The 26,217-nt window shown below is 66.7% G+C and carries 24 protein-coding genes and 1 tRNA gene; 12 read left to right on the forward strand and 13 right to left on the reverse strand.

The features are described from left to right. Nucleotides 1–42 precede the first annotated feature (42 nt). Nucleotides 43–627 carry an RcnB family protein gene (locus tag ASF81_RS03510; RefSeq protein WP_055804765.1) on the reverse strand — a complete coding sequence of 195 codons (585 nt, stop codon included), beginning with the start codon at nucleotides 625–627 and terminating at the stop codon, nucleotides 43–45. A 316-nt stretch (nucleotides 628–943) separates the two neighbouring features. On the opposite strand from ASF81_RS03510, the gene ASF81_RS03515 reads away from it, so the two are divergent. Then, the gene (locus tag ASF81_RS03515; protein WP_055804768.1) at nucleotides 944–1,249 is read left to right on the forward strand and encodes a hypothetical protein; all 306 of its coding nucleotides are present in this window, start codon (nucleotides 944–946) and stop codon (nucleotides 1,247–1,249) included. A 9-nt stretch (nucleotides 1,250–1,258) separates the two neighbouring features. Here ASF81_RS03515 and ASF81_RS03520 read toward each other — a convergent pair whose 3' ends face one another. Beyond that, nucleotides 1,259–2,008, reverse strand: coding sequence for a polysaccharide biosynthesis/export family protein (locus ASF81_RS03520; protein ID WP_055804772.1), 750 nt, complete (start codon nucleotides 2,006–2,008; stop codon nucleotides 1,259–1,261). 121 nt (nucleotides 2,009–2,129) lie between these two features. Here ASF81_RS03520 and ASF81_RS03525 point away from each other — a divergent pair, with 121 nt between their 5' ends. The 4 genes from ASF81_RS03525 (at nucleotide 2,130) to ASF81_RS03540 (ending at nucleotide 6,620) form a co-directional block, all read left to right on the forward strand. Further along, nucleotides 2,130–3,569 (forward strand): chain-length determining protein, encoded by a 1,440-nt coding sequence (locus tag ASF81_RS03525; protein WP_055804775.1) that lies wholly within the window; start codon nucleotides 2,130–2,132, stop codon nucleotides 3,567–3,569. Nucleotides 3,570–3,616: 47 nt separating this feature from the next. After that, complete coding sequence (locus tag ASF81_RS03530; protein WP_055804778.1) at nucleotides 3,617–4,318, forward strand: hypothetical protein; 702 nt, start codon at nucleotides 3,617–3,619, stop codon at nucleotides 4,316–4,318. 122 nt (nucleotides 4,319–4,440) lie between these two features. Then, nucleotides 4,441–6,105 carry an FAD/NAD(P)-binding protein gene (locus ASF81_RS03535; RefSeq protein WP_055804782.1) on the forward strand — a complete coding sequence of 555 codons (1,665 nt, stop codon included), beginning with the start codon at nucleotides 4,441–4,443 and terminating at the stop codon, nucleotides 6,103–6,105. Nucleotides 6,106–6,116: 11 nt separating this feature from the next. Next, nucleotides 6,117–6,620, forward strand: coding sequence for a DUF1543 domain-containing protein (locus ASF81_RS03540; protein WP_055804786.1), 504 nt, complete (start codon nucleotides 6,117–6,119; stop codon nucleotides 6,618–6,620). Here ASF81_RS03540 and ASF81_RS03545 read toward each other — a convergent pair whose 3' ends face one another. From ASF81_RS03545 to ASF81_RS03560, 4 genes are read right to left on the reverse strand one after another with little or no spacing between them, the layout of a single operon-like run. Continuing rightward, on the reverse strand, nucleotides 6,621–7,553 hold the full coding sequence (locus ASF81_RS03545; RefSeq protein ID WP_055804790.1) for a glycosyltransferase family 2 protein: 933 nt from the start codon (nucleotides 7,551–7,553) through the stop codon (nucleotides 6,621–6,623). A 2-nt stretch (nucleotides 7,554–7,555) separates the two neighbouring features. Beyond that, nucleotides 7,556–8,488, reverse strand: coding sequence for a glycosyltransferase family A protein (locus ASF81_RS03550; protein ID WP_055804793.1), 933 nt, complete (start codon nucleotides 8,486–8,488; stop codon nucleotides 7,556–7,558). Next, nucleotides 8,485–9,945: an oligosaccharide flippase family protein gene (locus ASF81_RS03555; RefSeq protein ID WP_369814891.1), complete on the reverse strand. Its 1,461-nt coding sequence runs from the start codon at nucleotides 9,943–9,945 to the stop codon at nucleotides 8,485–8,487. Before ASF81_RS03555 ends, ASF81_RS03550 begins: the two co-directional genes overlap by 4 nt. Beyond that, nucleotides 9,942–11,426, reverse strand: a complete 1,485-nt coding sequence (locus tag ASF81_RS03560) for an exopolysaccharide biosynthesis polyprenyl glycosylphosphotransferase (RefSeq protein WP_055804796.1) — start codon at nucleotides 11,424–11,426, stop codon at nucleotides 9,942–9,944. Before ASF81_RS03560 ends, ASF81_RS03555 begins: the two co-directional genes overlap by 4 nt. Nucleotides 11,427–11,564: 138 nt before the next feature. On the opposite strand from ASF81_RS03560, the gene ASF81_RS03565 reads away from it, so the two are divergent. Next, nucleotides 11,565–11,656, forward strand: a tRNA-Ser gene (locus ASF81_RS03565). Nucleotides 11,657–11,753: 97 nt separating this feature from the next. Here ASF81_RS03565 and ASF81_RS03570 read toward each other — a convergent pair. Next, a complete protein-coding gene (locus tag ASF81_RS03570) occupies nucleotides 11,754–12,479 on the reverse strand; it encodes a fatty acid desaturase (RefSeq protein ID WP_235559203.1) in 726 nt (241 codons plus the stop codon). Between the two features lie 80 nt (nucleotides 12,480–12,559). Between ASF81_RS03570 and crtY the strand changes: the two genes are divergently transcribed. Genes crtY through ASF81_RS03585 form a run of 3 tightly spaced genes read left to right on the forward strand, consistent with a single transcriptional unit; the run spans nucleotide 12,560 to nucleotide 16,136 of the window. Further along, the gene (gene crtY / locus ASF81_RS03575; RefSeq protein ID WP_055804802.1) at nucleotides 12,560–13,726 is read left to right on the forward strand and encodes a lycopene beta-cyclase CrtY; all 1,167 of its coding nucleotides are present in this window, start codon (nucleotides 12,560–12,562) and stop codon (nucleotides 13,724–13,726) included. Then, complete coding sequence (locus ASF81_RS03580) at nucleotides 13,726–15,207, forward strand: phytoene desaturase (protein WP_055804805.1); 1,482 nt, start codon at nucleotides 13,726–13,728, stop codon at nucleotides 15,205–15,207. Before crtY ends, ASF81_RS03580 begins: the two co-directional genes overlap by 1 nt. Then, nucleotides 15,204–16,136: a phytoene/squalene synthase family protein gene (locus ASF81_RS03585; protein ID WP_055804808.1), complete on the forward strand. Its 933-nt coding sequence runs from the start codon at nucleotides 15,204–15,206 to the stop codon at nucleotides 16,134–16,136. The genes ASF81_RS03580 and ASF81_RS03585 overlap by 4 nt, the downstream gene beginning before the upstream one ends. A gap of 3 nt (nucleotides 16,137–16,139) precedes the next feature. On the opposite strand, the gene ASF81_RS03590 is transcribed toward ASF81_RS03585, so the two are convergent. From ASF81_RS03590 to ASF81_RS03600, 3 genes are read right to left on the reverse strand one after another with little or no spacing between them, the layout of a single operon-like run. Next, nucleotides 16,140–17,207 (reverse strand): ABC transporter permease, encoded by a 1,068-nt coding sequence (locus tag ASF81_RS03590; RefSeq protein ID WP_055804812.1) that lies wholly within the window; start codon nucleotides 17,205–17,207, stop codon nucleotides 16,140–16,142. Next, nucleotides 17,204–18,121: an ABC transporter ATP-binding protein gene (locus tag ASF81_RS03595; RefSeq protein WP_055804815.1), complete on the reverse strand. Its 918-nt coding sequence runs from the start codon at nucleotides 18,119–18,121 to the stop codon at nucleotides 17,204–17,206. The genes ASF81_RS03590 and ASF81_RS03595 overlap by 4 nt, the downstream gene beginning before the upstream one ends. After that, entirely contained in the window at nucleotides 18,111–19,007 is an 897-nt protein-coding gene (locus ASF81_RS03600) for a polyprenyl synthetase family protein (protein ID WP_055804820.1), read from the reverse strand. Before ASF81_RS03600 ends, ASF81_RS03595 begins: the two co-directional genes overlap by 11 nt. 109 nt (nucleotides 19,008–19,116) lie before the next feature. Between ASF81_RS03600 and fni the strand changes: the two genes are divergently transcribed. Then, complete coding sequence (gene fni / locus ASF81_RS03605) at nucleotides 19,117–20,160, forward strand: type 2 isopentenyl-diphosphate Delta-isomerase (RefSeq protein ID WP_055804823.1); 1,044 nt, start codon at nucleotides 19,117–19,119, stop codon at nucleotides 20,158–20,160. On the opposite strand, the gene ASF81_RS03610 is transcribed toward fni, so the two are convergent. Then, nucleotides 20,127–20,612, reverse strand: a complete 486-nt coding sequence (locus ASF81_RS03610; RefSeq protein WP_055804827.1) for a sterol desaturase family protein — start codon at nucleotides 20,610–20,612, stop codon at nucleotides 20,127–20,129. The two genes, fni and ASF81_RS03610, sit on opposite strands and share 34 nt — an antisense overlap. Between ASF81_RS03610 and ASF81_RS03615 the strand changes: the two genes are divergently transcribed. Next, nucleotides 20,611–21,420: a sterol desaturase family protein gene (locus ASF81_RS03615; RefSeq protein ID WP_235559204.1), complete on the forward strand. Its 810-nt coding sequence runs from the start codon at nucleotides 20,611–20,613 to the stop codon at nucleotides 21,418–21,420. The two genes, ASF81_RS03610 and ASF81_RS03615, sit on opposite strands and share 2 nt — an antisense overlap. Nucleotides 21,421–21,456: 36 nt before the next feature. Here ASF81_RS03615 and ASF81_RS03620 read toward each other — a convergent pair whose 3' ends face one another. Next, nucleotides 21,457–22,788 (reverse strand): sigma-54 dependent transcriptional regulator, encoded by a 1,332-nt coding sequence (locus ASF81_RS03620; protein WP_055804833.1) that lies wholly within the window; start codon nucleotides 22,786–22,788, stop codon nucleotides 21,457–21,459. Continuing rightward, nucleotides 22,788–24,554 carry an ATP-binding protein gene (locus ASF81_RS03625; protein ID WP_235559206.1) on the reverse strand — a complete coding sequence of 589 codons (1,767 nt, stop codon included), beginning with the start codon at nucleotides 24,552–24,554 and terminating at the stop codon, nucleotides 22,788–22,790. The genes ASF81_RS03620 and ASF81_RS03625 overlap by 1 nt, the downstream gene beginning before the upstream one ends. 306 nt (nucleotides 24,555–24,860) lie before the next feature. Between ASF81_RS03625 and ASF81_RS03630 the strand changes: the two genes are divergently transcribed. Beyond that, complete coding sequence (locus tag ASF81_RS03630) at nucleotides 24,861–26,213, forward strand: dicarboxylate/amino acid:cation symporter (protein ID WP_369814897.1); 1,353 nt, start codon at nucleotides 24,861–24,863, stop codon at nucleotides 26,211–26,213. The last annotated feature ends 4 nt before the right edge of the window (nucleotides 26,214–26,217 follow it).

The following is a 26,217-nucleotide window of genomic DNA, read 5'->3' on the forward strand; positions in this document are numbered from 1 at the left end:
AGGCAAGACCTGCGGGGTTCGATCGTCTGACTTCGACGGGGCTTAATAGACGCTCGACAGGACGCTGGCGATCAGGCCGCTGGCCACGGCGATCAACAGGATGTCGTTGCCGGCGTGGACGTAGCGATAACCGCGCGGCGCTTCGCGAAGACCGTAAACATAGGGGTCGCGGACATAGTAGTTGCGATATTGGTAGGGCAGATAACCGCCGGTGCGCCAGCGATAGTTGCTGTAGCGCGGCTCGACCCGATAGTAGCCATAGCTGGGCGCGTACCAGTAGCCTGCGCGCGGACCGTTATAGCCTCGGAACTCCGAGCGGCCGCGCCACCAGTTGCTGTTGTTGCGGTCCCAGCGGTCGTTGCGCCAATCGCGACGATCGTCCCGGCGTTCCGCCCAGTAGTCGCGGCGGTCATCGCGGCGATCACGACGATAATCCTGACGGCTGTCATAGCGACCGTCGCGCCAGTCGCGGCGATCTTCCCGGCGTTCCTGGCGGAAGTCGCGGCGGTCGTCACGACGATCCTGACGATACTCGCGGCGGTCGCGGTCCTGGGCCTGGACGAGCATCGGCACGGCCGTGGTCGACAGGGCGAGGGCGACGACGGCGGCCTTGGTAAGGCGGTTCATCTTCGTGCTCCATTCTGGGCCGCCGACGGAGGTGCCGATCCGACCCGTTAATGATGAGCAAGGTCGGATTTCGCGCCTGAATGCCCGCTGAACGATCCCGTCAGGTTTGCAGCGCGCGCGTGGGCCGCGCCGGTGAGGCGTGAACGAGAGATTTATCAGAGATTTCCGAGATCTGAATCGCGTCGGAAGTATTCATTTCTGCTTTACTGAAAAGTCCGTGAAAGGCCTTTCGCCGTTAACTTTAACTTCAAACCACCGGTATTTGATGGCTTCTCAGAGGCGGGCCCAGAATGGCGCCCGATCAGGAGATACGGTGATGAACGCGCAAGAAATGGCGCACGACCTGCAGGCCAACGATGAAGGTCTGCCGCTGCCGACCCCGGACATGTCCGGCGACGACCTATTCAAACTGGGCATGATGTATTCGGCCGGATCGGGCGGTTGCCCGATGGACCGGGTGTCGGCTCACATGATCTTCAACCTGGCGGCCATGAAGGGTTCGATCGAGGCGCGCGTCTATCGCCGCGAGATGAGCCTGGAGATGGAACGCGAAGAGATCGCCGAGGCCCAGAAGGCCGCGCGTCGCTACATCGACCGGGGCGTGGTTCAACTGGTCGCGTAAGCGATCAGTTCAGAACTGCGCGTAGCCGTTGCCGTTCGATCCGTTGATCGAATAGCTGAAGCCGATAGGCAGGGCGGCGCGCACCTGGGTGAAGAAGGCCGCCAGTTCGCCCAGCGTCGAACGCGGCACGAAGACGATGTCGCCACGCCGCAACGGCACGACCTCGCCGCGACGCGGACGCAGGTCCACCACCCGCATCATGCGTGATCCGCCGGGGCCGCGACGAATCAGGGCCACGCTGTCCTGACGCGACGTCGGGGCGAAACCACCGGCCTGGATCACCGCCTGATAGGCGTCCAGATCGCCGATCATTTCGAAGACGCCCGGGTTGCGCACCTCGCCATCGACCCAGACGCGGATCGGGCCGGCCTGGCGCAGGGTGACCTCGACAACAGGGCGCACCAGCTGGGTCGCATAGGCCGCAGAGACGACCTGCTGAAGCTGGGGCAGGGTGCGATCCGCCGCCATGACCGATCCGATCAGGGGCAGGGCGATGCGACCATCAGGACCGACCTTGAGCGTGCGCGTCAGCTCCGAGGCCGTCGGGGTCGCCACCTCAATCTCGTCGCCGGGATACAGCAGATATTCCGGCTCCTGGTCCGTCCAGGGGGCGAAGGGCAGGCCGGCGAGCTCGTCGTAGGGCGACCGGTCGGCGCGCCGAGGATCGGGAACGCCGCCGGCGCCGCCGCAGGCCGCCAGCGAGGCGGCGATGGAGGCTGAACCCAGGGTCAGCAGAAACAGGCGGCGATCGGTCAGCATGGGAATCGGTCGGCCTCGACGAGGGATGTCAGCCAACCTCGCCGGTTATGGGTAATCATCGGTTAACGCCGGTGGGCGAAGGGTGACGACTACACGCCTTTCAAGGGATTCGGCCCGTCCTATGCGCTCCACCGCACACGTCACCACAAGGCCGCGCTACGGCGTTCTGGACGTGATCGGCCTGTTGTTCCGCGAACTGCTGCTGATGATCGTCGTCTTCGTGGTGATCCTGGGGCTGGGGTTCGCCGCCGCCATGACCCTGAAGAAGAGCTACACCGCCACCGGCTCGGTGTTCGCGGGCGTGGGGCAGGAATACGTGTATCAGCCGCGCGTCGGCACGGCCGAGCGCGGCCAGGCGCCGCAGGGCGACGAGGTCGCCAACTCCGAAGCCGCCATACTGGGCTCCAGCGCGGTGCGTCAGAAGGTGGTCGAGGCGCTGGGTCCCGCCGCCATCCTGGGCGAGCCGCCCAAGGGCAGTCCACAGGCCGCGCGGTCCGCCGCGCTGAAGACCGTCGGCGGCGGCCTGGGCGTCGCCACGGCGCCGGGCAGCGCGGTCATCCATCTGACCTACAAGGCCGACGATCCCGAACGGGCGGCGCGGGTGTTGAACACGATCATCGAGCAATATCTGATCTATCGCCGCGAAGTCTTCCAGGACAAGACGCCGGCCATCGCCAGCCAGCGCATCGCCTTCGAGGATGAACTCAGCAATGCGGATCGGGCTTATGAGGCCTTCCTGGCCTCCAATGACATCGGCGACTTCACCGCGGCCAAGGCGACGCTGGCGGCGACCTATCAGACGGTCTTCACCGACCGGATGTCGACCCAGAGCCAGCTGAACCAGACCGCCCAGCGCCTGAACACCCTGGTGGCGCAGCAGGCGGGGACGCCGGCGGAAGTGGCGCTGCAGCAGGATCTGAACATCTCGGCTCAGGATCAGGTGCTGCAACTGCGCACCGAGCGCGAGCAGCTGTTGTCGCGCTATCAGCCCGACGCCCAGCCGGTGAAGGACATCGAGGCGCGGATCAATCAACTGCAAGCCTATGTCGCGACCGGCAAGGCTGTCGGGGCCAAGGAGGTCCGCACCGGGCCGAATCCCGTCTGGACCGAGCTGGAAACCACGCGAATCAACACTCGGGCCGAGCGCGACTCGCTGGCGGCGCGTCTGACCGTGCTGGATCGTCAGCTGGCCGATATCCGTTCGCGGCAGGCGCGGCTGACGGCGCTGGAATCCGAGAACACGACCCTGGCCGGCAATCGCGAAGTGCTGAGCGCCTCCATCCGGGAGTTCCAGCAGCGCGAGACGCAGAGCCGCGCCGACAACGCCCTGGTCGCCGCCGGCGCCGACAATGTCACCGTCATCGAACGCGCCCAGCCGCCGGCGACGGGCAAGAGCCTGAAGATCCCGCTGCTGGCGGCGGTCTTCCTCTTCGCGGGTTTCACCGCCCTGTGCGTCGGCCTGTTGCGCGTGTTCACACGGCGCGGCTTCACGACGCCGGCCTCCGTCAGCCGCACTCTGGACATGCCCGTCCTGGCCGTCGCGCCGGCCAAGGCGGCCTAGCGAAACTCGTGCTAGGCTGAGGGCTTAGGGAGCGCCTTGGCGATTCGATGGTCGATCTGACTTCAGAAATGGCGGGCCTGTGGGCGGCGCTGGGACCGGCGCCGGCGCACCGCGCGCGCGTGATCCAGTTCGCCTCCGCCGCGACCGGCGAGGGTGTCTCGACCGTTGCGCGAGAGTTCGCCCGATTGGCGGCGGTGCGGGCGCGAAAGCCCGTCTGGCTGATCGACGGCGATCTGGCCCAGCAGGGGCAGTTGGAGACGGTGTCGGCCGAGCCGGATCGTTTCGGCCAGGTCGGCAAGGCGGCGCAGGGCTCGCCCGACGGCTCAAGCTTTTACGCCGTGACGCCGCGCGTGACCGGGCGCGACGGCAAGCCGGTGCCGGATTCGCGCTTGCTGACGGCGCGGTCTTGCCTGGGCGGCCGGCTGTGGGTCACGCATTTCCACATGGAGGCGCTGCGATCCGGCCACCGGGTCGAGGCCGTCGGCGAGCCCCGATATTGGGAGGCGCTGCGGCCACACGCCGACACCATCGTCATCGACGCGCCCGCCGCCGACCGCAACGACATGGCGATCATCCTGGCCCCCTTCGTGGACATGACGGTCCTGGTGATCGCCGCCGAAAGCACCGCCGCCCACGCGCCGGTCATCCTGCGCGACGAGATCGAAGCCGTCGGCGGCAAGATCGCGGGCGTCGTCATGAACCGCTCGACCTACAAGGCGCCGGGGTTCCTGCAGCGGCTGATGGGCTGAAGCCGCTTTTGAAGCGGACATTTATGGCGTCCGATTTCGCACATTCAGCAAGAAAATGAGCCCGTTGCGTTGAAATCGAGCGCGGATGCGGCGCCTTTGCGTGCGTCGCGCATTATGTGGCCATGACAAAGTCCGTCGCATTCGTCGGCGCGGGGCCGACGACGCTTTACGCCCTTCATGCCCTGCTGGCCGAAAGCGTCGTTTCGGCGCGGGTCACAGTGTTTGAGGCGCGCGAGACGGCCGGGTGCGGCAGCCCCTATAGCCCCGACTGGAACGATCCGGCGATGCTGTCGAACATCGCCAGCATAGAGATACCGCCGTTGCAGGAGACACTGGCCGACTGGCTGTTGTCACGAACGCCCGCCGAACTGGCAGAGCTGGACATGGATGGGGCGTCGCTCGATGATCGCACCTTCGTTCCACGGGTGGCCTTAGGGCGATATTTCGAAAGTCAGTTCGCCACGCTGGTTCAGAAGGCCCGCGCCAAGGGTATTCGCATCGATGTGCGGACGGGATGCCGGGTCATCGACGCGGCGAATCGTAAGGAAGGGATCGAGCTAACCTTTACGTCGCCGCCGTCGCAAAAGGTCGCCAAGGCTGTGTTCGACCATGTGGTTCTGGCGACGGGTCACCAGTGGCCGTCGCGGCCGGACGCGCAGCCCGGATATTTCCTCAGCCCATGGCCTGCATCCGACCTCGCGGATGTTCCGGCGACACGCATCGGCGTTCGGGGATCATCGTTGACGGCCATCGATGCGGCCGTGGCCTTGGCCACGTCCCACGGCGACTTCGTTCGGCGGGACGATCGGCTGATCTATCAGCCAGCGCCGGATACCGAAGATTTTCACATCGGCATGATGTCGCGAAAGGGGCTGCTGCCCGAGGCGGACTTCTATTTTCCGCTGCCGCATGGGCCGCTGACCTATTGCACGCCCGAGGCTGTCGCTGCGGCTGTGGCGCGCGGCCCTGACGGGCTGCTGGACGCTGTGTTCGACCTGTTTCGAACCGAGCTGATCCATCTGGATCCCGACTACGCCGCCGAGACGGGACTACATGATGCGACGCTGGAAACCTTCGCCGAGGCCTATTTCGCTCGGCGCGCATCAGTCGATCCGTTCGTCTGGGCCGCTGCGAACCTGAAGGAGGCGCAGGCGAACCATGCCGCACAGGTGACGGTGGCCTGGCGCGACGGCATCCTGCGCATGCACGAGATTGTCGCCGTCATTGTGCCGCATCTGGACAGCACCGAGTTCGAGCGGTTCAGCCGTGCCTTCAAGCCGATCTTCGTCGATATCTACGCCGGCGTGCCGCACGAATCGATCGAGCGGATGCTGGCGCTGCACGCCGCCGGGCGGCTGGACGTCATAGCCTTGGGCGACGATCACGAGGTGGATACGCGCTGTCCTGAAGGCGGCGCGCGCGTGACCATCGGCGACACGACCCGCCACTATCCGATCTTCATCGAGGCGACAGGGCAGGCGGCCCTGAGCGGCATCCAATTTCCCTTCCTGTCCCTTCTCGAGCAGGGGATCGTTCGAGATCAGGTCGCCAACGATGCGCCCGACGTGGTCCGGGGGATTGCTGTCGATGACCTGTTCCGGCCGGTCGATGCGCCCCTGCCGACGGATCGGCTGTTCTGTCTCAGCCTGCCGTTCATCATGGGGCGGCATCCCTTTGCGCAAGGGATCACCAGTTCGCACGAAATGGGCGGGATCGTCGGTCGGCGACTGGCGTTGATCCTGAATACCGCAAAGCCTGCGGTCGACCACGCCGACACGGCGGCCTGACGCGAGGACGAATGAAGCTGTTTGCGATCTACATCGGCGGGGAACACCCCGGCGCGAATATCGAGGTCCACGATATGCGCTTCCTCGTCGCCCCCACGATCGAAGCGACGAAAGACGCCTTGCTCGCGCAGTGGTGGGGTCGCAAAGGGACGCTGCACATCGATTGCTGGTCGGAGATTTCGCAGGCGGACGGCTATGAGATCAGCCTGTCGCCGACGCCTTATGAGGGCAAGGAAAGGCTCTACTACGTCAATCTGGGCGGCTACGATGGGGTGGCGTTCGCCGAGCAGCACCGCAATGTCTTCGTCGTCGCCGACAGCCTGCCGGCCGCCAAGGCGCGGGCGATCAAACGGGCCAAGGGTTGGACGGACGCGCATCGCGACGAGATGTATGAGGCCGAACAGGCATTCGCGCTGGACGACGTTGCAGGCGCCGAGCGTCTTTACATCCACCTCAAGCCTAGCCTGATGCGCGGCGGTCCTGACTTCACCTGCCGCTACATGCCGCTCCGCTGATCAGGCCGTGGGGCGCTTCAGTATCGCCGCGCCGTAGAGTTTCGGCTCGAAGGCTTTGGTCCAGAAGACCTTGCCGAGACCACGCGCGCAGCGGTCGTAGGTGTGGGCGCGGTTCGGGCGGCGAAGGAGGGCGGCCAGAAGCGATGCGGCGCTCCAAATCCCGGTCTGGGCCAGTCCGACCACCATCCATTTGACGACGTCGGGCCAGTCGCGCCGGTCGGCGGCCATCTGGGTCGGGCTCTGCCCATAAGCGAAGGCGCGGGTCAGGGCGTACGTCAGCGTGGCGCGATGAGGCGGGGCGAACTCATCCACCCAGGCGTCGGCCGCCCAGCCGAACCGACCACCGCGCGCGGCCAGGGCGGTAAACAGCCGATCGTCCTCTCCGCCGGTCTCGTTCATGGCGACATCGAACGGGGCCTCGCCGGGCAGGGCGGTCGCGCGCACCATCAGACTGTTGCCGCAGCCGTGGATGTTGTCGGTCAGGCCGGTTTCGCGCGGGCCGTCGCGGCCAAAGAAGCGCTCCAGATAGGCGGTCGTCCAGCCGGTGTTTTCCGGCACCCGCCCGCGAATGGGGCCGAAGACGACATCGGCGCCGGTCTGGGCTTGGGCGTTCAGCAAGGCGGCGAGCCAGCCGGGAGAGGCGGCTTCGTCGTCGTCCAGAAAGGCGATCAGGGGCGAATCGGTAGCGGCCAGGCCCACGTTGCGCGCCGTCGCCACGCCGGGGATAGGGGCGTGGGCGTAGGTCAGGGGCACGGGCGCTTCGGCGCGCAACCGTTCGATCAGGGGGGCGGCGGAGCCTTGCGGGTCGTTGTCGGCTACGACGATGGCGACGACGCGGTGCAGCGATCCGGTCTGAATGAAGAGCGATCGCAAGGCCCGCTCCAGACTGTCGGCGCGGCGCAGGGTCGGGATGATGACAGCGACGTCGCGCATGGTCAGACGGCGTCCGCATAGACGGCGGCGCGGTAGAGCCTGAGCGCGAACGCGCGGGCCTTGACCGGCAGGGCTGTGGACATGGCGGCCTGTTTCATCAGGCGGCGCGCCAGGGGCAGGGCGGGCAGGCGTTTCAGGGCGCGCGCGGCCTTGTAGCTGGGATAGGTCTGGACGATGGCGGGGTGCAGGGCGACGACGCGGGCGAAGTTGCCGGCGCCCTGATCGAACTTGCGCGCCAGATCCTCGACCGTGTCCAGGCCCATATGGGTGGCGGGGTTTTCGATGTGGACGACGGGAAAGCGGCGCGAGACGCGCATGGCCCACTCCACGTCCTCCCAGCCCCAGCCGCTGAAACCGGGATCGAAGGATTCGGCGGCGAACACGTCGCGGCGCACCAGCAGATTGGAGGTGTAGACGTATTTCTCGGGCGTCAGGGCGCGCTGCGATGCGGGCAGGCATTCGGAGGCGCCCGATAGGGCGCGGTGGACGGCGAACCGCGCGTCGGTCGGCGCCTGATCCAGCGAGAAGCCGCCGAAAGCGACGGCGGGCGCGCTGTCGCTGACCAGTCGCAGCCAGCTTTGCAGAAAGATCGGTGTGTCGGGCCGCATGTCGCTGTCGAGGAACAGATAGGCCTTGCCGCGCGCGGCGGTGGTCAGGCGGTTGCGGCCCCTGGCGCGACCCTCGTTGGCGACCAGGGTGATGAGGCGGGCGGGCAGTCGCAGGGCGTCGATGGTGGCCTGAAGCCGGGTCGTCAGATCAGCGTCGGCGGTGCCGTCGTCCAGCAGGATCAACTCGACCGCGCCGGACAGGGCAGGGGCCTCGCTGTCCAGTTGGCGCAACAGGCCTTGCGGATCGCCGCGCAGGAAGGGGATCAGGACCGAGATCGTCGGCGTCGCTGGAGACCAGACGGCGTTGTCGTGAATATGGGCGCTCATGCCGTCACGCTCCGGCGCGCGCGGATCAGGCGCATGAGCACGTCACGCACCCCGGCGGCGTTCAGCGTCAGGGCGACGAGGGCATAGAGGAGGCCGCCCACGCTCGCGTCCATCATCAGCTCCACGAAACCGCCGAGGGGCGGCAGGAACCAGACGACCCCGGCCATGACGGAGGAGGCGATCCCGCAACGGATCAGCGCCTCCCACGGCATCGGCAGGGCGATGGCGCGGCGGCTGAGCAGGATGCAGGACAGAAGGCCGATGGCGAAGCTGGCGGCGGTCGAAACGGCCGCGCCGGTCACGCCCATGCGGGGGATCAGCACCAGGTTCAGCATGACGTTGCAAAGGGCCGGAATCGTCATCGTTACCAGCAGCAGGCCGGTCTTCTTGCCCAAGGTGAAGCCGAAGCCGAAGTAATAGGCGATCATGCCCGACAGGAAGGAGGAGGCCGCAATCCACGGCGTCACCAGCGCAGCGGCGGCGCGCAGATCCTGGCCGATCATCAACTCCGCCAGCGGTCGCGCGACCAGCGACAGGCCCACGGCGGCGGGCAGGCCGATCAGGATCAGGGTCGAACCCTGTTCGATGGCCGTCTGACGCAGCGCCTCACGCCCACCGCGCTCCAGCGCCATGACCATGGCTGGCGCACCGGCCGCACCCAGCCAGATGAAGATGACGTCCAGTGTCCGGTTCGCCAGGCTGTAGCTGGCGTGATAGGCGCCGACCGCCGCCGCATCCATGAAGGCCGCCAGCAGGAACCGATCCGTCGAGGCCAGAACCAGCGCCAAGGTCAGCGAGGCCGCGATCGGATAGCCGTAGAGGGCATAGGCCTTCAGCCGCGTGCGATCCACGGTTCCGCCACCCGCCTGTCGCAACTCGCCCGGCAGGATGAAGGGCAGGGCGAACAGGGGGGCGATGGCCAGGCCCAGCAGGGGTGAGGCCGCGCCGGCGCCGGCCAAGGCGAACCCGGCGCCGACCAGAAAGCCGAGGATGGCTACGCCGATGTCCACGGCGGCGGATTTCGATACCTCGCCCTCCGCCCGATACCGCTCCTGCGCCAGCTTCGCGAGGTTGCGCACGGGCGCGCCGGCCAGGCCGAAGGCGACGGCTATTTTGAACGCGGGCGTCAGCGGCGCCAGCCACACGATCAGGGCTGCGATCGGGGTGAACACGGCGATGATGGTGAAGGACGTGCGGTACAGACTGGCGAAATGGGTCGCCATTCCCTCGGGCGTGCGCTCGGCCGCCCAGAAGCGCGCCATCGACGCCTCCAGCCAGGTGAAGGTGACGGTGTGGGCCAGGGTCGTGACCGAAAACGCCAGGGCGTAATGGCCGAAGTCATCGGCGCTGAGCAGGCGCGTAAAGACGAAGATCGTCAGGAACCCGACTATCCCCTGGACGATCTGGGCCGGCAGATAGCCCCAGACGCCGCGCCAGAACATGCGCTTCTCGCTCAACGCACGGCCGCCCGGTCGCCCAGCAGAACAGGAATGGTGACGGCGATGACCCACAGGTCCAGCCAGAAGGACTGGCGCTCGATATATTCGATGTCCAGCTGGACGCGCTCGCGCACCTGGGCCTCGGTGTCCACCGGTCCGCGCGAGCCCTTGATGGCGGCCCAGCCGGTCATGCCGGGCTTGATGCGGTGGCGATGGGCGTATTCGGCGACCAGCAGAGCGGATTCGGTCTCGCCGGTCTTCATGCCGATGGCGTGCGGGCGGGGGCCGACCAGGGACATCTCGCCGGACAGGACGTTGAAGATCTGCGGCAGTTCATCCAGGCTGGTGGCGCGGATGAAGCGGCCGACACGGGTCACGCGGTCGTCGTCGGCGCAGACCTGGCGGCTTGCGGTCGCATCGGCGGCGGCGTGGCGCATGGAGCGGAACTTCCACACGACAATGGTCTCGTGATTGAAGCCATGACGGCGCTGGCGGAAGAAGACGGGGCCGGGACTATCCAGCCGCACGGCCAGAGCCACCAGGGCCATGATGGGCGCAGCGACGACCAGGGCTGCGGCGCCAATCACCAGGTCCTGCATCCGCTTGTTGAAGGCGCGGCGGTCCGGGTTGGCAGGACCGTCCAGAGGCGCGAGCGGCGCATTCGCCAGCCTGTTCAGCAGCCCGTCGCGGCCCAACTCCGAATCGACCAAGACCGTCAGCGGATTGGGCAGGGCGTTCAAGGTCTGCGTCAGGTCGCGCACGCGCTGGCCCGCCTCGGGATCGATGGCCAGGACGATCCGGTCGACATAGGGCGTCAGCCGGTGGGTCAACAGAGCCTTGGCGGTCCCCAGCACCGGCACGCCGGCGACGCTGTCGGGCGATCGGGCCAGCCGGTCGTCGAACACGCCCAGCACATTCATGTCACGCCGCTCAAGCGCCTGTTCGATCAGACGTCGCGCGTTTCGGGTCGCGCCGACGATGACGATGTTGGGCGACAGCACGCCCAGCCGCCGCCACCGCGCGATGACCACCAGCCATAGGCCATGCAGAAAAATCAGGGCGGCCGTCGTCGTCATCGCCCAGGGCGCAATGACATCCAGCGCCGGCCGGTCCAGCAGCCAACCTAGCACGAGCGCCACGCTGGCCGAGACGACTCCCACGCCTGCGACGCCCGCCAGGTGCAGAGGCCAAGGCGTGTCGCGCCCGAATCGGTAAAGCTGAAGCGCGCGCATCAGCATGAGCACCAAAACGGCGCCGACGACAACGGGCGCAGCGTCGCCGACCGTGATGGAGGCCAAGCCCGTCGGCTGGATCGCCAGAACCGCGCTGAACGCCATGCCGCAGACCATCAACACGTCGATCAGTCGGAAATAGTGCGCCGACAGGCGCACGGACGATCGCTCGCGCGCATTCAGCCAGATCTCCGGCCGGAACGGCCCGCGCGACGGCCGGCTCTTCAGCGGCGTATCGGCGGCGAGATTGGCGGGACGGTCGAGCAACAGGCGATCCAGCAGCGATCCGGGGGGCGAATGATGGCCGCGATACTGCCGCTTTGGCCTCTATGTCGCGTTAACGTGGACGCTTTCTCTCGAACCGGATTGCGCGACGCATCAGCCTCCGCTATCGACGCCCTCGCAGGAGACGTGGCCGAGTGGCTGAAGGCAACGGTTTGCTAAATCGTCGTACCCCGTAAGGGGTACCGAGGGTTCGAATCCCTCCGTCTCCGCCATTCCTCTCCGAATTTTGGCTGATCAGCCGCCACCACGGCGCGGCGGGGCCGAGGCTTCGTGCGTTATGTCGCCAATGAAAACGACCGCCGGGGACGCCTAGCTGAACAAGCGCCACCAGGGCTTCCAGGGAGTCAGGTGGTGTTCGTGGTGGCGGCCGAAGTGGAAGCAGGTCAGCAACGACAGGACCGGGCCGAAGGGGCTGGTGCGGGCGTTGTGGTGGTCAGGGAAAGCGTCGTCGGTATGCCTGTGAGGCAGCCAGGTCCCGAATGTGAAAAGCTGTAGCGCCGATAGCAGGGCGGGCGCGGCCCAGAAGACCAGAAGATTGGGCATGCGGGCGCCGAGGATCAGGACTGCGACGGCCACGAGCACCGTCAGGACGGCCAACTCGCGCCAGCCGAAATAGGTGCGGAAAAAACCGTAGAACCAGGGCAGGAAGGCGCGGGGGGCGTCGGCGTGAAAGTCGGGATCGTCCGCCGTGCCGGGCGCCGAGTGATGGGCGTGGTGCGCCGTCTTCAACGGCCCAAACCGAAAACCGGCGTAGAGGGCTAGCGCCAGGCTGCCGATCGCCGTGTTCAGCCGTGGGCGTCCCGGGGCCAGCGAGCCGTGCATGGCGTCGTGGGCGACGATGAACAGACCGACGGATAGCCAGGTCTGGACGGCGACGATCAGCGGAACGGTCAGGACGCTCCAGATCGTCCAGCGATGAAAATAGACGCCGTAGATATGCAGACTCAGCCAGGCCGCCGCGATCAGGCCAGCCAGCGTCAGGCCGATCAGGGCCTGCTTCGGGACGACCCGTGACATTGGCGTGACGGCGGACATGGCGCGACACTTAGCGCATCGCGGCCCGGTAAGCATCCTGTTCGCTTGCCGCATGCGTCGTCGCGTGCCACCTGTCTGGAATGCAGGTCGACGCCTCTGACACTTCCGCGCCGGACCTTTTGCTGGTCGGCGGCGGCCTGGCCAATGGCCTGCTGGCGCTGCGGCTGTCGCGCGTCTGTCCTGATCTGGACGTGCGAATCGTCGAGGCGGCGCACACCCTGGGCGGGATCCACACTTGGTCCTTCTTCGACAGCGACCTGACGCAGGATCAGCGCGACTGGATCGCGCCCTTGGTGGTGCATCGTTGGCCGGGATACAGCGTCCGTTTTCCCCAGTTCGAACGCGCACTGTCGACCCCCTATTGCAGCGTCACGGCCGAACGGTTCGCGGCGGTGGTCGAGGCGGCCTTGCCCGGAAAGGTCATGCTGGGCGCGCTGGTCGCCTCGGTGTCGCCGACCGAAGCGGTGCTGGCTGATGGACGGCGTCTGAGCGCCAAGGCGGTGATCGATGGGCGCGGGCCGACCGCGACGCCGGATCTGGCGCTGGGTTTTCAGAAGTTCGTCGGGCTGGAGGTGCGGCTGGCGGCGCCGCACGGTCTGACCACGCCCATCGTCATGGACGCCTGCGTCGATCAGGCCGGGGGCTACCGGTTCCTCTACACCCTGCCGTTCGATGATCGCACGCTGCTGATCGAGGATACGCGCTACACCGACGGCGATGCGCTGGATCGCGCGGCGTTCCGGCAGGGCGTGCTGGATTACGCCCACGCGCAGGACTGGACGATCGACACGGTGCTGCGCGAAGAGGACGGCGTCCTGCCCGTGGCGCTCGACGGGGACATCGGCGCGCATTTGTCGCGGATGGGGCCGACGGCGTTCAGTGGTCTGCGCGCGGGGCTGTTTCACCCGACCACCGGCTATTCCCTGCCGGACGCCGTGCGCCTGGCCGACCGGTTGGCGCGGGATTTCGAGCCGGCGACGGTCGCCGAAGACATCCGCCGCCATGCGCATGACGTATGGGCCGGACGAGGATTCTATCGGTTGCTGAACCGGATGCTATTCCGTGCGGCGCGACCCGATGAGCGATACAAGGTGCTGGAGCGGTTCTATCGTTTGCCCCAGCCTTTGGTCGAACGCTTCTACGCCGCTGGATCCACCCTCGCCGACAAGGCGCGGATCCTGAGCGGAAAACCCCCGGTGCCGATCGGCGCCGCACTGACCTGTCTGGTCGAAAGAGGACGTGCGTGATGCGGGCTGCAGTAATCGGATCGGGCTTCGGGGGCTTGTCGCTGGCCATACGGCTGCAGTCAACGGGCATTCAGACCACGGTGTTCGAGGCCCGCGATCTGGAGGGCGGCCGGGCCTATGTGTTCAAGGACAAGGGCTATACCTTTGACGCCGGTCCCACCGTCATCACCGACCCGTCGGCGCTGGAGGAACTGTTCGAGGCCAGCGGGCGCAAGCTGTCGGACTATGTCGAATTGCTGCCGGTCGCGCCCTTCTATCGGCTGTGCTGGGAAGACGGCGATGTCTTCGACTACGTCAACGATCAGGATGAGCTGGACCGCCAGATCGTGGCGCGCAATCCGGCCGACAAGGACGGTTATCGCAAGTTCCTGGCCTATTCGCAGGACCTGCTGAAGGAAGGCTATCTGAAGCTGGGGGCCGTGCCGTTCCTGGACTTCGCCAGCATGGTCAAGGCGGCGCCGGAGCTGATGCGGCTTCAGGCCTGGCGGTCGGTCTATGACAAGGTCGCCAGCTATATTCAGGACGAGCACCTGCGTCAGGCGTTCAGCTTCCACTCCCTGCTGGTCGGCGGCAATCCATTCGCCACCTCGTCGATCTATGCATTGATCCATGCGCTGGAGCGGCGCTGGGGCGTGTGGTTCCCGCGTGGCGGCACCGGAGCCCTGATCCAGGCCATGGTGCGTCTGCTCAAGGATCTGGGCGGGGAAGTCCGGCTGAACAGTCCCGTTCAGCGCATCACCATGGCGAACGGTCGTGCGACCGGCGTGGTGGTGAACGGCGAGACGCTGGCCTTCGACATGGTCGCCTCCAACGCCGACGTGGTTCACACCTATCAGCGCCTGCTGGGTCAGGAACCGCGCGGTCAGAAGGAGGGCGCCAAGCTGGCGTCGCGGCGTCACTCCATGTCGCTGTTCGTCATCTATTTCGGTCTGAAGCGGGTCCACCCGGAGGTGCGCCACCACACGGTGCTGTTTGGGCCGCGGTATCGCGAACTGATCGCCGAAATCTTCAAGGGGCCGGACCTGCCCGACGACTTCTCGCTGTATCTGCATGCGCCGACGCGGACCGATCCGTCACTGGCGCCGGAAGGCTGCGACGCCTTCTATGTGCTTGCGCCCGTGCCACACCTGGCCTCGGCGGACATCGATTGGGAGGTCGAGGGGCCACGCTATCGCGACCGGATCCTGGCCTATCTGGAAGAACGCTACATCCCCGGTTTGACGGCGGATCTGGATACCTGCCGGATCTTCACGCCGGTCGATTTTCGCGATCAGCTGAACGCGCACCAGGGTTCGGCCTTCTCGCTGGAGCCGATCCTGACGCAGAGCGCCTGGTTCCGGGTGCATAACCGCGACGACCAGATCCCGAACCTTTATTTTGTGGGCGCCGGCACCCATCCCGGCGCGGGCGTGCCAGGCGTGGTCGGATCGGCCAAGGCCACCGCCGCTCTGATGATCGAGGACGCGAGGCAGCCGGCATGACCGACGCCGTCCTGGATCACAGCCGCCAGTCGATGGAGCAGGGGTCCAAGAGCTTCGCCGCCGCCGCGCGCCTGTTCCCGGCGGCGATCCGGGATGACGCCTGGATGCTGTATTCCTGGTGCCGGCACTGCGACGACGAGATCGACGGCCAGGTGCTGGGCCACGGTGCGGTCGGCATCGATCCGGTGCTGGCCGGCGAGAAGCTGGACGAACTGCGCCTGCGCACCGCCGCCGCCCTGGCCGGAGAGCCGCAGACGGACCCGGTCTTCACCGCCTTCCAGCGCGTGGCCATGCGTCATGGCATTCCTGCTGACGAGGCGATGGACCTGTTGCAGGGGTTCGAGATGGACGTGGTCGGCCGGCGTTACGACACGCTGGAGGACACGCTGGACTATGCCTATCACGTCGCCGGCGTCGTCGGGGTGATGATGGCGCGGATCATGGGGGTGGACGATGCGCCGACCTTGCGACGCGCTCAGGACCTGGGGTTGGCGTTCCAGCTGACGAACATCGCTCGCGACGTGGTCGAGGATGCGAAGGGCGGGCGCGTCTATCTGCCCGGCGCCTGGCTGGATGAGGCGGGCGTGCCGCGCGATCAGGTCGATCAGCCCCAGCACCGCGCCGCCGTGGCGCGCACGGCCCAGCGTCTGGTGGCGGCGGCCGAGCCCTTCTACGCCTCGGCGCGGTGGGGGTTGCGCGATCTGAACCCGCGCTCGGCCTGGGCCATCGCCACGGCGCGCGGCGTCTATCGTTCGATCGGCCGCCATGTGTCGCGCGCCGGCGTGAGCGCCTGGGATGGGCGGACCTCGATCGACAAGGCGGGCAAGCTGATGCTGCTGGGGCGGGGTGGTCTGATCGCCCTGTGGTGCAAGACACTGGACGTCTGGCGCGAGCCGCCGCCGCGCCCGGCGTTGTGGACACACGTCTGACGATCAGCGAGCCGCGCGCCGCCTCTCCAACATCAGGGCGACGCCCAGGCCGCCTGCGCCCAGACCGGCCATGACCGCCCAGGCGGAGATGACGGTCTGGGTGAATTCGCCGCGCCAGATCACGGCCTGATAGGCCTCGATGGCCCAGGCGTGGGGCGTGATCAAGCCGAGATCGCGGAAGACCTCGGGCATCAAAAAGCGCGGCGCCATCGATCCCCCCAGAGAGGCCAGCAGCAGGACCACGAAGGTCGTCAACGGCTGGGCCTGTTCGCGCGATCGACACGCTGCTGTCAGAGCCAAGGCCAGACCAGCGGCGCAGAAACCGACCGCCAAGGCAGTCATCGCAGCCACCGCCATCTGCCAAGGCTCCAGGGCGGGCAGCTTGACCCAGGCCGCGACAAAGACCGCCGCCGACTGCATCACGCCGACCGCCGTCAGCCAGACGGCCCGCCCGCCAAGGATGGGCCCCAGGCCGCCGCGCGCCAGGGCCAGGCGTGACTGAAGACCGGACCGCCGCTCGTCCAGCCCGCCCATGGCCCCGTGCATGGCGGCGAAGAAGACGAACATGACGCTGACCGCGCCCGCATAATAGGTCGCCTGCACATCACCCTGGGGACCGATATGCAGGGTCTGAACGCGCGACGCGGGTCGTGCGACCTGACCAGACAGGGCGGCGGCCATCGGCTCCAGTTGCGCCTGAAGCGCCGACGCCGCCACGTCCCGGCCGGCGGCGGAAACGATCACCAGCTTTGGCGGTCCCTGCGTCGAGGGACGGATCAGTATGCCCGCGTCGGCGCGACCGTCGATGACGGCGCGGTCGAAGGCCTCGCGATCTTCGACGATGCGAAGACGCGCGCCCATGTCCTTTGACACCGCTTCGCGGATCGCCGCCGTCGCGGGCGTGCGTGAGGCGTCGTGCAGCACGACGGTGGTGTCGATGTCGCCGCGCGCGCCCGCGCCGAAGATCGCCGCGAACAGCAAATAGACAAGGGGCGGCAAAAGCAGGGTCAGGATCACGCCCGCGCGGTCACGCCAAAAGCCTCTCGCCCAGGCGCCCGCCACCGCCATCATGACGGAGCCTGCGACAGCTGTGCGACCAGGTCGTCCAGGCCGGGGCGGCGCACGGCGACCTCGCCATCCTCGCCATCGACCACGGCGGCCAGCATCTGAGCGATGGCCAATGCGTCCTCGCAGAGCCGCCGCCACTCCAGCCCGTCCTCGGACGCGGTCAGCCCCGCTTGGGCGAACCATTGGGCCGCGGGGTCCGACGCCGGTCGGGTCAGGCGAATGCTGAGCAGCCGGGCTGAGCCGAACGCGCGATGAAGCAGGGCGTTCGGGGCGCCTTCCGCCAGAAGTCGCCCTTGGGCCAGGACACCGATCCGGTCGGCCGTATCGGCGACGAAGATGGCGTCGTGACTGATCAGCAGGCATCCGGCGCCGGCCTTCGCGGTTTCGCGCAGCGCGACGGACAGGACGCCGCGGGTCGTCGCATCCACGCCCTCCGTCGGTTCGTCGGCGATCAGCAGGCGCGGTTGCCCGACCAAGGCGGCGCTGAGGTTGGCGCGCCGCTTCCAGCCGCCGGACAGGGTGCGCACCGGCTGGTCCGCGCGCGGGCCGCAGCCGGTCAGGTCGAGCGCGCGGTTCACCGCCGCGCCGCGATCACGCTTGGGCACGCCGCATAGCCGCGCCGTCACATCGACGTTCTCGCGCGGCGACAAAGCCGGGAACAGGGCGCTGTCCTGCGGCGCTAGCCCGATGCGCCCGCGTGGTCCGCCGCCTTCGCCGAGGACGACACGCCCGCGCCGAGCGGGCAGCAGACCAGAGGCCACACGCGCGACCGTGGACTTGCCCGCTCCGTTCGCCCCGAGCAGGGCATAGACCTCGCCCGCAGCGATGCTGAGGCTGAAGTCGCGCAGCACGTACCGGCCGTCGTAGCCCGCATCGATCCCGCTCAGCGACAAGGCCGGCGTGACCTCAGACCCCAAGTTCGGCCTGCTGGAAAAGGTCTAGGACATAGAGGGCCAGGGGGCTGTCATGGCCGACCGCCTCGACCGCCTTAGCTAAGGATTGTCGCACCGCCGCGCGGGTCCGGCATTCGCCCCACAGATCGACGAAGGTGGTTGTGTCGTCGTCTTGGCCGACATCCTTGCCGACCGCATCTACGGTCGAACAGACATCCAGCAGATCGTCGCATAGTTGGAAGGCGAAGCCGATCGCCTCGCCGAAAATTGACAGCCGCGCCAGATCCTGCGTATCGCCGCCGCCGAGCAGACCGCCGCCGCGCACGGTGGCGACGAACAGGGCGCCGGTTTTCAAATCGTTGATCTGGCGCAAGGCGGTTTCGTCGCGATCCCTTGCGTCGTCGCGCAGGTCGCGCATCTGACCCTCGGACAGACCATTGAAACCAATCGCCTGCGTCAAAAGGTCCAGGGCCGCCAGACGCGTTTCCGCCGGCGCCGGGGTCCGCAGCATCAGACGCGTCGCCTCGTTCAACAGGGCCACGGCCGCCAGAACCGCCGTATCCTCGCCGTGGCGACGGTGCAGGGTCGGCTGGCCCCGACGCAGCGAGGCATCGTCCATGCACGGCAGATCGTCCAGAACCAGCGACGCGGCATGGACCATTTCCAGCGCGCAGGCATAGTCCAGGGCATCTTCCGGCTCGCCCCCGACATGCGCCGCCGCCAGCATGGCCAGCACCGGCCGGACGCGTTTTCCCTGGCCCAGCAAGGCCTCGCGGGCCGCTATGGACAGCAGCCCGTCATGCGCCGGCGCGACCTCGGCCAGGCGCGCCTGAACCTGCAGGCGCAGATCGTCGGGGTCGCAGGATGCGTCCGCCAGGGGCGGTTTGCGCCGGATGCCGACGATCGCCATACAGATCTCCCATACTCGCCGGCGTCGCGTTGCGACCACGCGCCGAACCTTTATGATGCCATACGGCATCACGACTGCGTCGGATGCAACCCGCCAGGAGCCGTTTGCGATGTCCACCGACGCCGATGCCTTGATCCGGCGCAAGGACGAACACATCGATCACGTGCGGGCTGGGCGAGGCGTCAGCCAGACGACCTCGGGTCTGGACGCCGTCCGTTTTGTTCACGACGCCCTGCCGGATATCGATCATGACGCCATCGATCTGGCGACGCGCTTTCTGGGGCGACGGGTCGCCTTGCCGTTCCTGATCAGTTCGATGACCGGCGGGCCGTCGCGGGCCGAGGCGATCAATGCACGGCTGGCCGAGGCCGCCCAGGCTTTGGGCGTCGTTCTGGCGGTCGGCTCGCAGCGTGTGGCGCTGGAGACGGAAGGTGGTTTGGGTTTGGGGCTGGATCTGCGACGCCGCGCCCCCGATGCGATGATCCTGGCCAACCTGGGCGCCGTGCAGTTCGCCCTGGGCTATGGCGTCGACGAGGCGCGGCGGGCCATGGAGATGATCGGCGCCGACGCCCTGATCCTGCATCTGAACCCGTTGCAAGAAGGCATTCAGCCCGAGGGCGATCGCGACTGGCGCGGCGTGGCGCGAGGCATCGAGCAGGTTGCGGCGGCTTTCCCGGGCCGTCTGATCGTCAAGGAGACGGGCGCCGGCCTGTCGGGCGCGGTGGCGCGCCGTCTGGCGGACATCGGCGTTGCCGCGCTGGACGTGGCGGGGGCGGGCGGCACCAACTGGGGCCTGATCGAAGGCGCGCGAGCGACGGGCGGTCGGGCGGAAGCGCTGGCCGCGCCCTTCGCCGGCTGGGGCGTGCCGACGGCGCGCAGCCTGGCAGAGTGCGCCCAGGCCGCGCCGGAACTGGATCTGATCGGGTCGGGCGGCATCCGCGACGGGCTGGATGCAGCGCGTGCGATTCGGCTGGGCGCCTGTCTGGTCGGCCAGGCGGCGGGCGTGCTCGGAGCCGCGCTGACCTCGACGGAGGCCGTGGCGGATCATCTGGATCTGATGGCGGCTCAGCTAAGGCTGGCCTGTTTCTGCACCGACTCGGCGGACCTTGCCGCCCTGGCTCAGGCGCCGTTGCTGGAAGCGCCGCGTTTCTGAGACAGTTCGGCCTTCAGCGCCCGCGCCGACCGCACCCACAGGAAGCCGAACGACACGCAGCCCTCGCGTGTCCGCACCGCGTGATGTAGCCGGTGGGCCTGAATGCGCCGCGTCCAGAACCCCGAGCGCCCAACGATTCCCGTCGGGAAACGGCGGTGCACCAGCCCGTCGTGAAAGAAGAAATAGATCAGTCCATAGGCTGTGACACCCAGGCCGATCGGCAGCATCCAAGGCCAGGCGTGCAGCCCGAGCGCCACAAAGACGATGGCCGGGGCGGCGAACACCACCGCGAACAGGTCGTTCTTTTCCAGCACGTCGTCGTGCGGCTCATGATGGCTGCGGTGCCAGGTCCACAGCAGGCCGTGCATGACATAGCGATGCATCGCCCAGGCGAAGACCTCCATCCCCAGGAAGGTGGCGAGGAACAGCAGGATCATCGTCGGCCAGGACATGACCCATCATAGGCGCTTTACGGACCGCGCGTCACGACTTGACCCGGCGCGACGTTTCGCCGTCTGTGCGCCCATGTTGAAGGATCTGTTCGTCACCACCCTCGCGCTCAGCCTGATTATCGGCGTGCGCTATCTGCTGGTCGGTGTCGTGACCCATGGCTTACTGTGGGGCGGAGCGGGACGGGGGCGTCAGCTGAACCACAGGCCGCCGGCAGCGAAACGCATCCGCGCCGAAGTCATCGCGTCCCTGATCGCCTGCCCGATCTACGCCTTGCCGGCTGCATTCGTCATCGAGCTTTGGAAGCGCGGCGGGACGGCGATCTATGACGATATCCACGCCTTCCCGCTGTGGTGGCTGCCCGCCAGCTTCATCGTCTACATGCTGGCCCACGACGCCTTCTACTATTGGGTTCACCGCGGACTGCACCATCCGCGCATCTTCCTCTGGGCCCACGCCGAACATCATCGGTCGCGCGACCCCAGCGCGTTCGCCTCCTTCGCCTTCGATCCGGCCGAAGCGATCGCCACAGCCTGGTTCCTGCCGGCCCTGACCCTCTTCATTCCCATTCATTGGGGCGTAGCGCTGGCGCTGCTGACCCTGATGACCGCAACCGCCGTACTGAATCACGCAGGCCGAGAAATCTGGCCCGCGTCCTGGCTGAAACGCGCCCCCCTACGCTGGATGATCACCGCCACCCACCACGACGCGCACCACAAACGCTTCAACGGCAACTACGGCCTGTATTTCCAGATGTGGGACCGATGGGCAGGCAGCGAGATTTCTTCCGCTCGAAGGAAGAGAGGCTGAGACGCCACCGCTTTGAACCTGGATTGTCGGGCGTTCTCAGCGGAAGTCGGCGGGCTTCAGGCGATGCCGCTGCAGTTTGTCGTACAGCGTCTTTCTCGGAACCTGCATTTCAGCGAGCACTGCGGATATGTCCCCACGATGGGACTGTAGCGCGTCGCGCAGCAGTTCGGCTTCGAATCTGTTGACGCGGTCGGGAAGGCTCAGGCCTTCATCAGGCGGGCGGGTCGTGTCGTCGAGCGACAAGGCGACGCGTTCGGCGAAATGCGCCAGTTCGCGGATGTTGCCGGGCCAGTCGGCCTCGACCAACAGGCGTCTTACGCTGTCGCTTATTGTGGGCGTATCAACGCCGTGGCGGTCCGCAGCGCGACGCAGGAAGTGGGCGAACAGCAGGGGAATATCTTCTCGCCGTTCGCGCAGAGGCGGTACGCGGAGCCGCACGACGTTCAGACGGTAATAGAGGTCTTCGCGAAAAGCGCCCGCGCGGGCGGCCTCGCCCAGATCGATCTTTGACGAGGCCAGCACACGCAAATCTAAGGCGCGGGGCTCATTGGCTCCGATCGGATGGACCTCGCGTTCTTCCAGGACACGCAGAATCTTGACCTGGACGGCCAGAGGCATGCTCTCGACCTCGTCCAGAAACAGTGAGCCGTTGTGCGCCCGTTCAACGTGCCCGACCCGGCGGCGCAAGGCTCCGGCGAAGGCGCCGAGTTCATGACCAAACAATTCGCTCTCGATCAGCCCGTCGGGCAGGGCACCGCAGTTGACGGCGACGAACGGCGCCAAGCGACGTCGGCCACCGTTGTGAAGGGCGCGCGCAACGGCCTCCTTTCCTGTCCCGGTTTCGCCTTCGATCAGCACGTCCATCCGGGCGTCGGCGATCTGAGCTATGGTGGCGCGGAGGGCGGTGATGGCGCGCGACGATCCCGCCAGGGGCAGTTCCTGCCCGCTGTCCGACGCCATAGCCAGCAGCCGGCGGTTCTCCAGCACCAGGCCGCGTTTTTCCAGCGCGCGGTTCAAGCTGTCCTGAAGGCGCTCAAACGGAAAAGGCTTGGCGACGAAGTCGTAGGCTCCGTCCTTCATCGCTGCGACGGCGTCGGTGATGTCGCCATGGCCAGTGATCATGATGATCGGCAGGGCCGCGTCCAAAGCCTGGAGGCGGCTGAGCAATTGGCGGCCATCAAGGCCGGGCATCCGCAGGTCGGTGATGACAACGCCCGGGAAATCGGCGTCAATCGCTCTCAATGCAGGTTCGGCCCCCGGAAAAGGGCGGACGTCGTAACCTTCCAAGGTCAGGCGCTCGACCAAGGCATGGCGGAAATCGGCGTCGTCCTCGATCAGAGCGACGGCAGTGGGGCGAGCGAATTCCATCACGCGATCCTCAGCATGGCGACAAAGGTCGCTCCGACGTCCTCGTCGACCAAGTCAAGCTCGCCGCCGAACCCGGCGATCAGATCTCGACAGATGACCAGACCCAAGCCGAGGCCATTTGCGCGTGTGGTGACAAAGGGCGTGAACAGTTGGGCGCGCACAGCGGGAGGGACGCCAGGACCATTGTCGGAAATGCTCAATCGAACACGGTCCTTGTCGCGCGAGACTTTCAGCGTTAGTCGCGGCCGGTCGCAGCCTTCCAGCGCTTCTGAGGCGTTCTTGACCAGATTGACGATCACCTGTTCCAGGCGAAAGCGGTCGGCGCGCACTGTGACGTTTGCGTCGCCTTCGCGGATCAATTTGACGCCGCCCTCGTCCAATCGGCCGCGCGTCAGCAGCAAGGCCCCGTAGATCGCGTCCTCCAGGCGGACGATGCCGATTTTGGGATCTGACTTTCTGGAAAAGACCCTTAGGCCCTCGGTGATGGCGCCGATGCGCTGGGTCAGGTCGCTGATCCGCGCCAACGCGCCACGCGCCTTGGCGGGCTCGTCGCGGTCAAGCAGAACGCCGGCAGTCTCTGCCTGTGTCTGGATAGCGGCGACGGGTTGGTTGATCTCATGCGCCACGCTGGCGACGATCTGCCCCAGCGCGGCGAGTTTGCTGGCTTGAACCAGTTCGTCACGCAACAGTTCGCGTGCGGTCTCGGCTTGGCGGCGTTCCTCGATCTGGCGATTAAGGGCGGCATTGGCGTCACGAAGCTCGTGGGTGCGTTCGTCAATCAGCCTCTCCAGTTCCAGCCGCGCCTCTTCCTCGGCACGAGCGCGGACAAGGGCCTGATGCCGACGACGCAGGAGCACGACGATGACGCCTGCCAGCAGGGTGACGATCAGGGCCGCAAGCGCCCGCGCGGTTGCGACGGCCGTCCCAATGGATCCGCGATCCGGCGACAGCAGATGCAGAGTCCAGCCGGGCGTCTCCGTTGGGATCGCCGCATGCATCCAGCGCTGTTCGCGGCCATCGACTGGAGCCTGGATCAGACGCGGTCGATCATTGGGGGGCGTTACGAAGGGGAGGGGGCGCAACGCCTCGGGTTGAAGCGTCTGATCGGTCAATGTCAGCCGCCGTCGACGTTCGTCCAGCGCTTCTGTGGTGCGGAAACGCCATGCCGGCACGCTGGTGATCAGAACGACGCCGCCGGGATCGACAACGTAGGCCGGCTCACCTGACGCGCGCCATTCGGCCTCGAGAGTGGCGAACTCGACCTTGACCACGACGACGCCCACGGCGGAGCTGCTCGACCCGTCAACGCGCCGCGCCAGATAGAGCCCGGGTCGGCCGGACACGGTGCCCAAGGCGAAGAACTCCGCCTGGCCCTGGCGCATGGCGTTGATAAAATAAGGGCGAAACCCATAGTCGGCGCCGACGAAACTGGTCGGCAGGCGCCAGTTGCTGGCGGCGCGGGTCCGGCCGTTGGCGTCGATGATATAGATGGCGGCGGCCCGTGTCTGACGCGCCAAAGTCTCCAGTTTAAGGCTGACGGGATCGCCCTTGGCAGTCTGCGGGGCGCTCAGCAGGGCGGCGATGTCGGGATCGCTCGCCAACGCTAGGGGCAGGGAGCGGTGCTTTTCCAGTTCGCTGCGTAGCACGGCCGCGTGCAAGGCGGCGGCCGCCTCTGTCTGTCGAGCCAGTTCGATCTGAGCGTCACGCCGAGCGACCTCGCCCGCCCCGAAAGCCGCCAGAACGGCGATCGTGAACCAAGCCCCCACCGTTATTAGCCAACGGGAGCGCCAAGGTTTTCGAGCCGAGCCTATGACAGGTGAATGCTGCACATTCCTAGTGTGCGGATAATCGCACGTAAGGACCAGTCGCGTGGGTGAAAAACCGCACAGATATCTCGATAAACGCTCCCGCTTTCATAGAAAGTGCTTGGTTATCATAAAGATGGAGACGTTCGATCAATCGCTTTCGCGATGATGGTTCTCGTTGGAAGCTCTGTCGAACGGAGCGTGGCGAAGATCGCGCCCATCGAGGAGACTGCGGGATCAACCCCCGCACATCAGGAGCACTTCGTGATCTCAATACCGTCAGAGGCCGCGCCGGTCGTTCGCCGGCCGTTCTATCGCCACCTGTATTTCCAGGTGCTGATTGCTATCGCGCTCGGCGCCTTGATCGGTCACTTCTGGCCGACATTCGGCGAAAGCCTGAAGCCGCTGGGCGACGGATTCATCAAACTGGTGAAGATGGTCATCGCGCCAGTCATCTTCCTGACCATTGTGACCGGCATCGCCGGCATGCGTGATCTTGGAAGCGTCGGTCGCGTCGCCGCCAAGGCTTTCGCCTACTTCCTGGTCTTCTCGACCCTGGCTCTGATCGTGGGCCTGATCATCGCCAATCTGGTGCGTCCGGGCCATGGACTGAACATCGACCCGGCGACGTTGAACGCCGGCGCCGTCGAGCAGTATGCGGCGGCCGCGCACGAGAGCACGATCGTCGGCTTCCTGATGGGCGTCATTCCCGACACGCTGGTCAGCGCCTTCTCGACCGGCAACATCCTGCAGGTTCTGTTCGTGTCGATCCTGTTTGGCCTTGCCCTGGCGTTGGTGGGAGAGCGGGCCCAGCCCGTGGTCGATCTGTTCGAGACGCTCAGTCTTGCCGTGTTCAAGCTGGTCGCCATCGTGATGAAAGCCGCGCCCATCGGCGCCTTCGGAGCCTTCGCCTTTACGATCGGCGCCTATGGCATCGCATCGATCGCCAATCTGGCCGCCTTGATCGTGACCTTCTACGTCACCGCGATCATCTTCGTCGTGGGCGTGCTGGGGCTGGTGGGCGTCGCCAACGGCTTCAACATTCTCAAGCTGATCCGTTACCTCAAAGAAGAGCTTCTGCTGGTGCTGGGCACTTCCAGTTCAGAAGCGGCTTTGCCCAGCCTGATCTCCAAGATGGAACGCGCGGGCGCCGCCAAGTCGGTCGTCGGCTTGGTCGTGCCGACCGGCTATTCGTTCAATCTGGACGGCACCAACATCTATATGACGATGGCTGCTCTGTTCATTGCTCAGGCGCTGAACATCGAACTCACCATCTGGCAGCAGATCACGCTTCTGCTGGTCGCAATGCTCAGCTCAAAAGGCGCAGCGGGCATCACGGGCGCGGGCTTCATCACCCTGGCGGCGACCCTGTCGGTCGTGCCGGATGTGCCAGTCGCAGGCATGGCGCTGATCCTGGGCATCGACCGCTTCATGAGCGAATGCCGGGCCCTGACCAACTTCATCGGCAACGCCGTGGCCACCGTCGTCGTGGCCCGCTGGGAGAACGCGCTGGATCGCGACGCCCTGAAGGCCGCGCTGGACGGACATCCCTTGCCGGTGGCGGCGCTGCCTGACCCTGCGGCGGGGCCTGGAGACGATCTGGTTCTCGCCAAGGACTGACGGC

Source organism: Brevundimonas sp. Leaf168 (genome assembly GCF_001423685.1).
GTDB lineage: Bacteria > Pseudomonadota > Alphaproteobacteria > Caulobacterales > Caulobacteraceae > Brevundimonas > Brevundimonas vesicularis_C.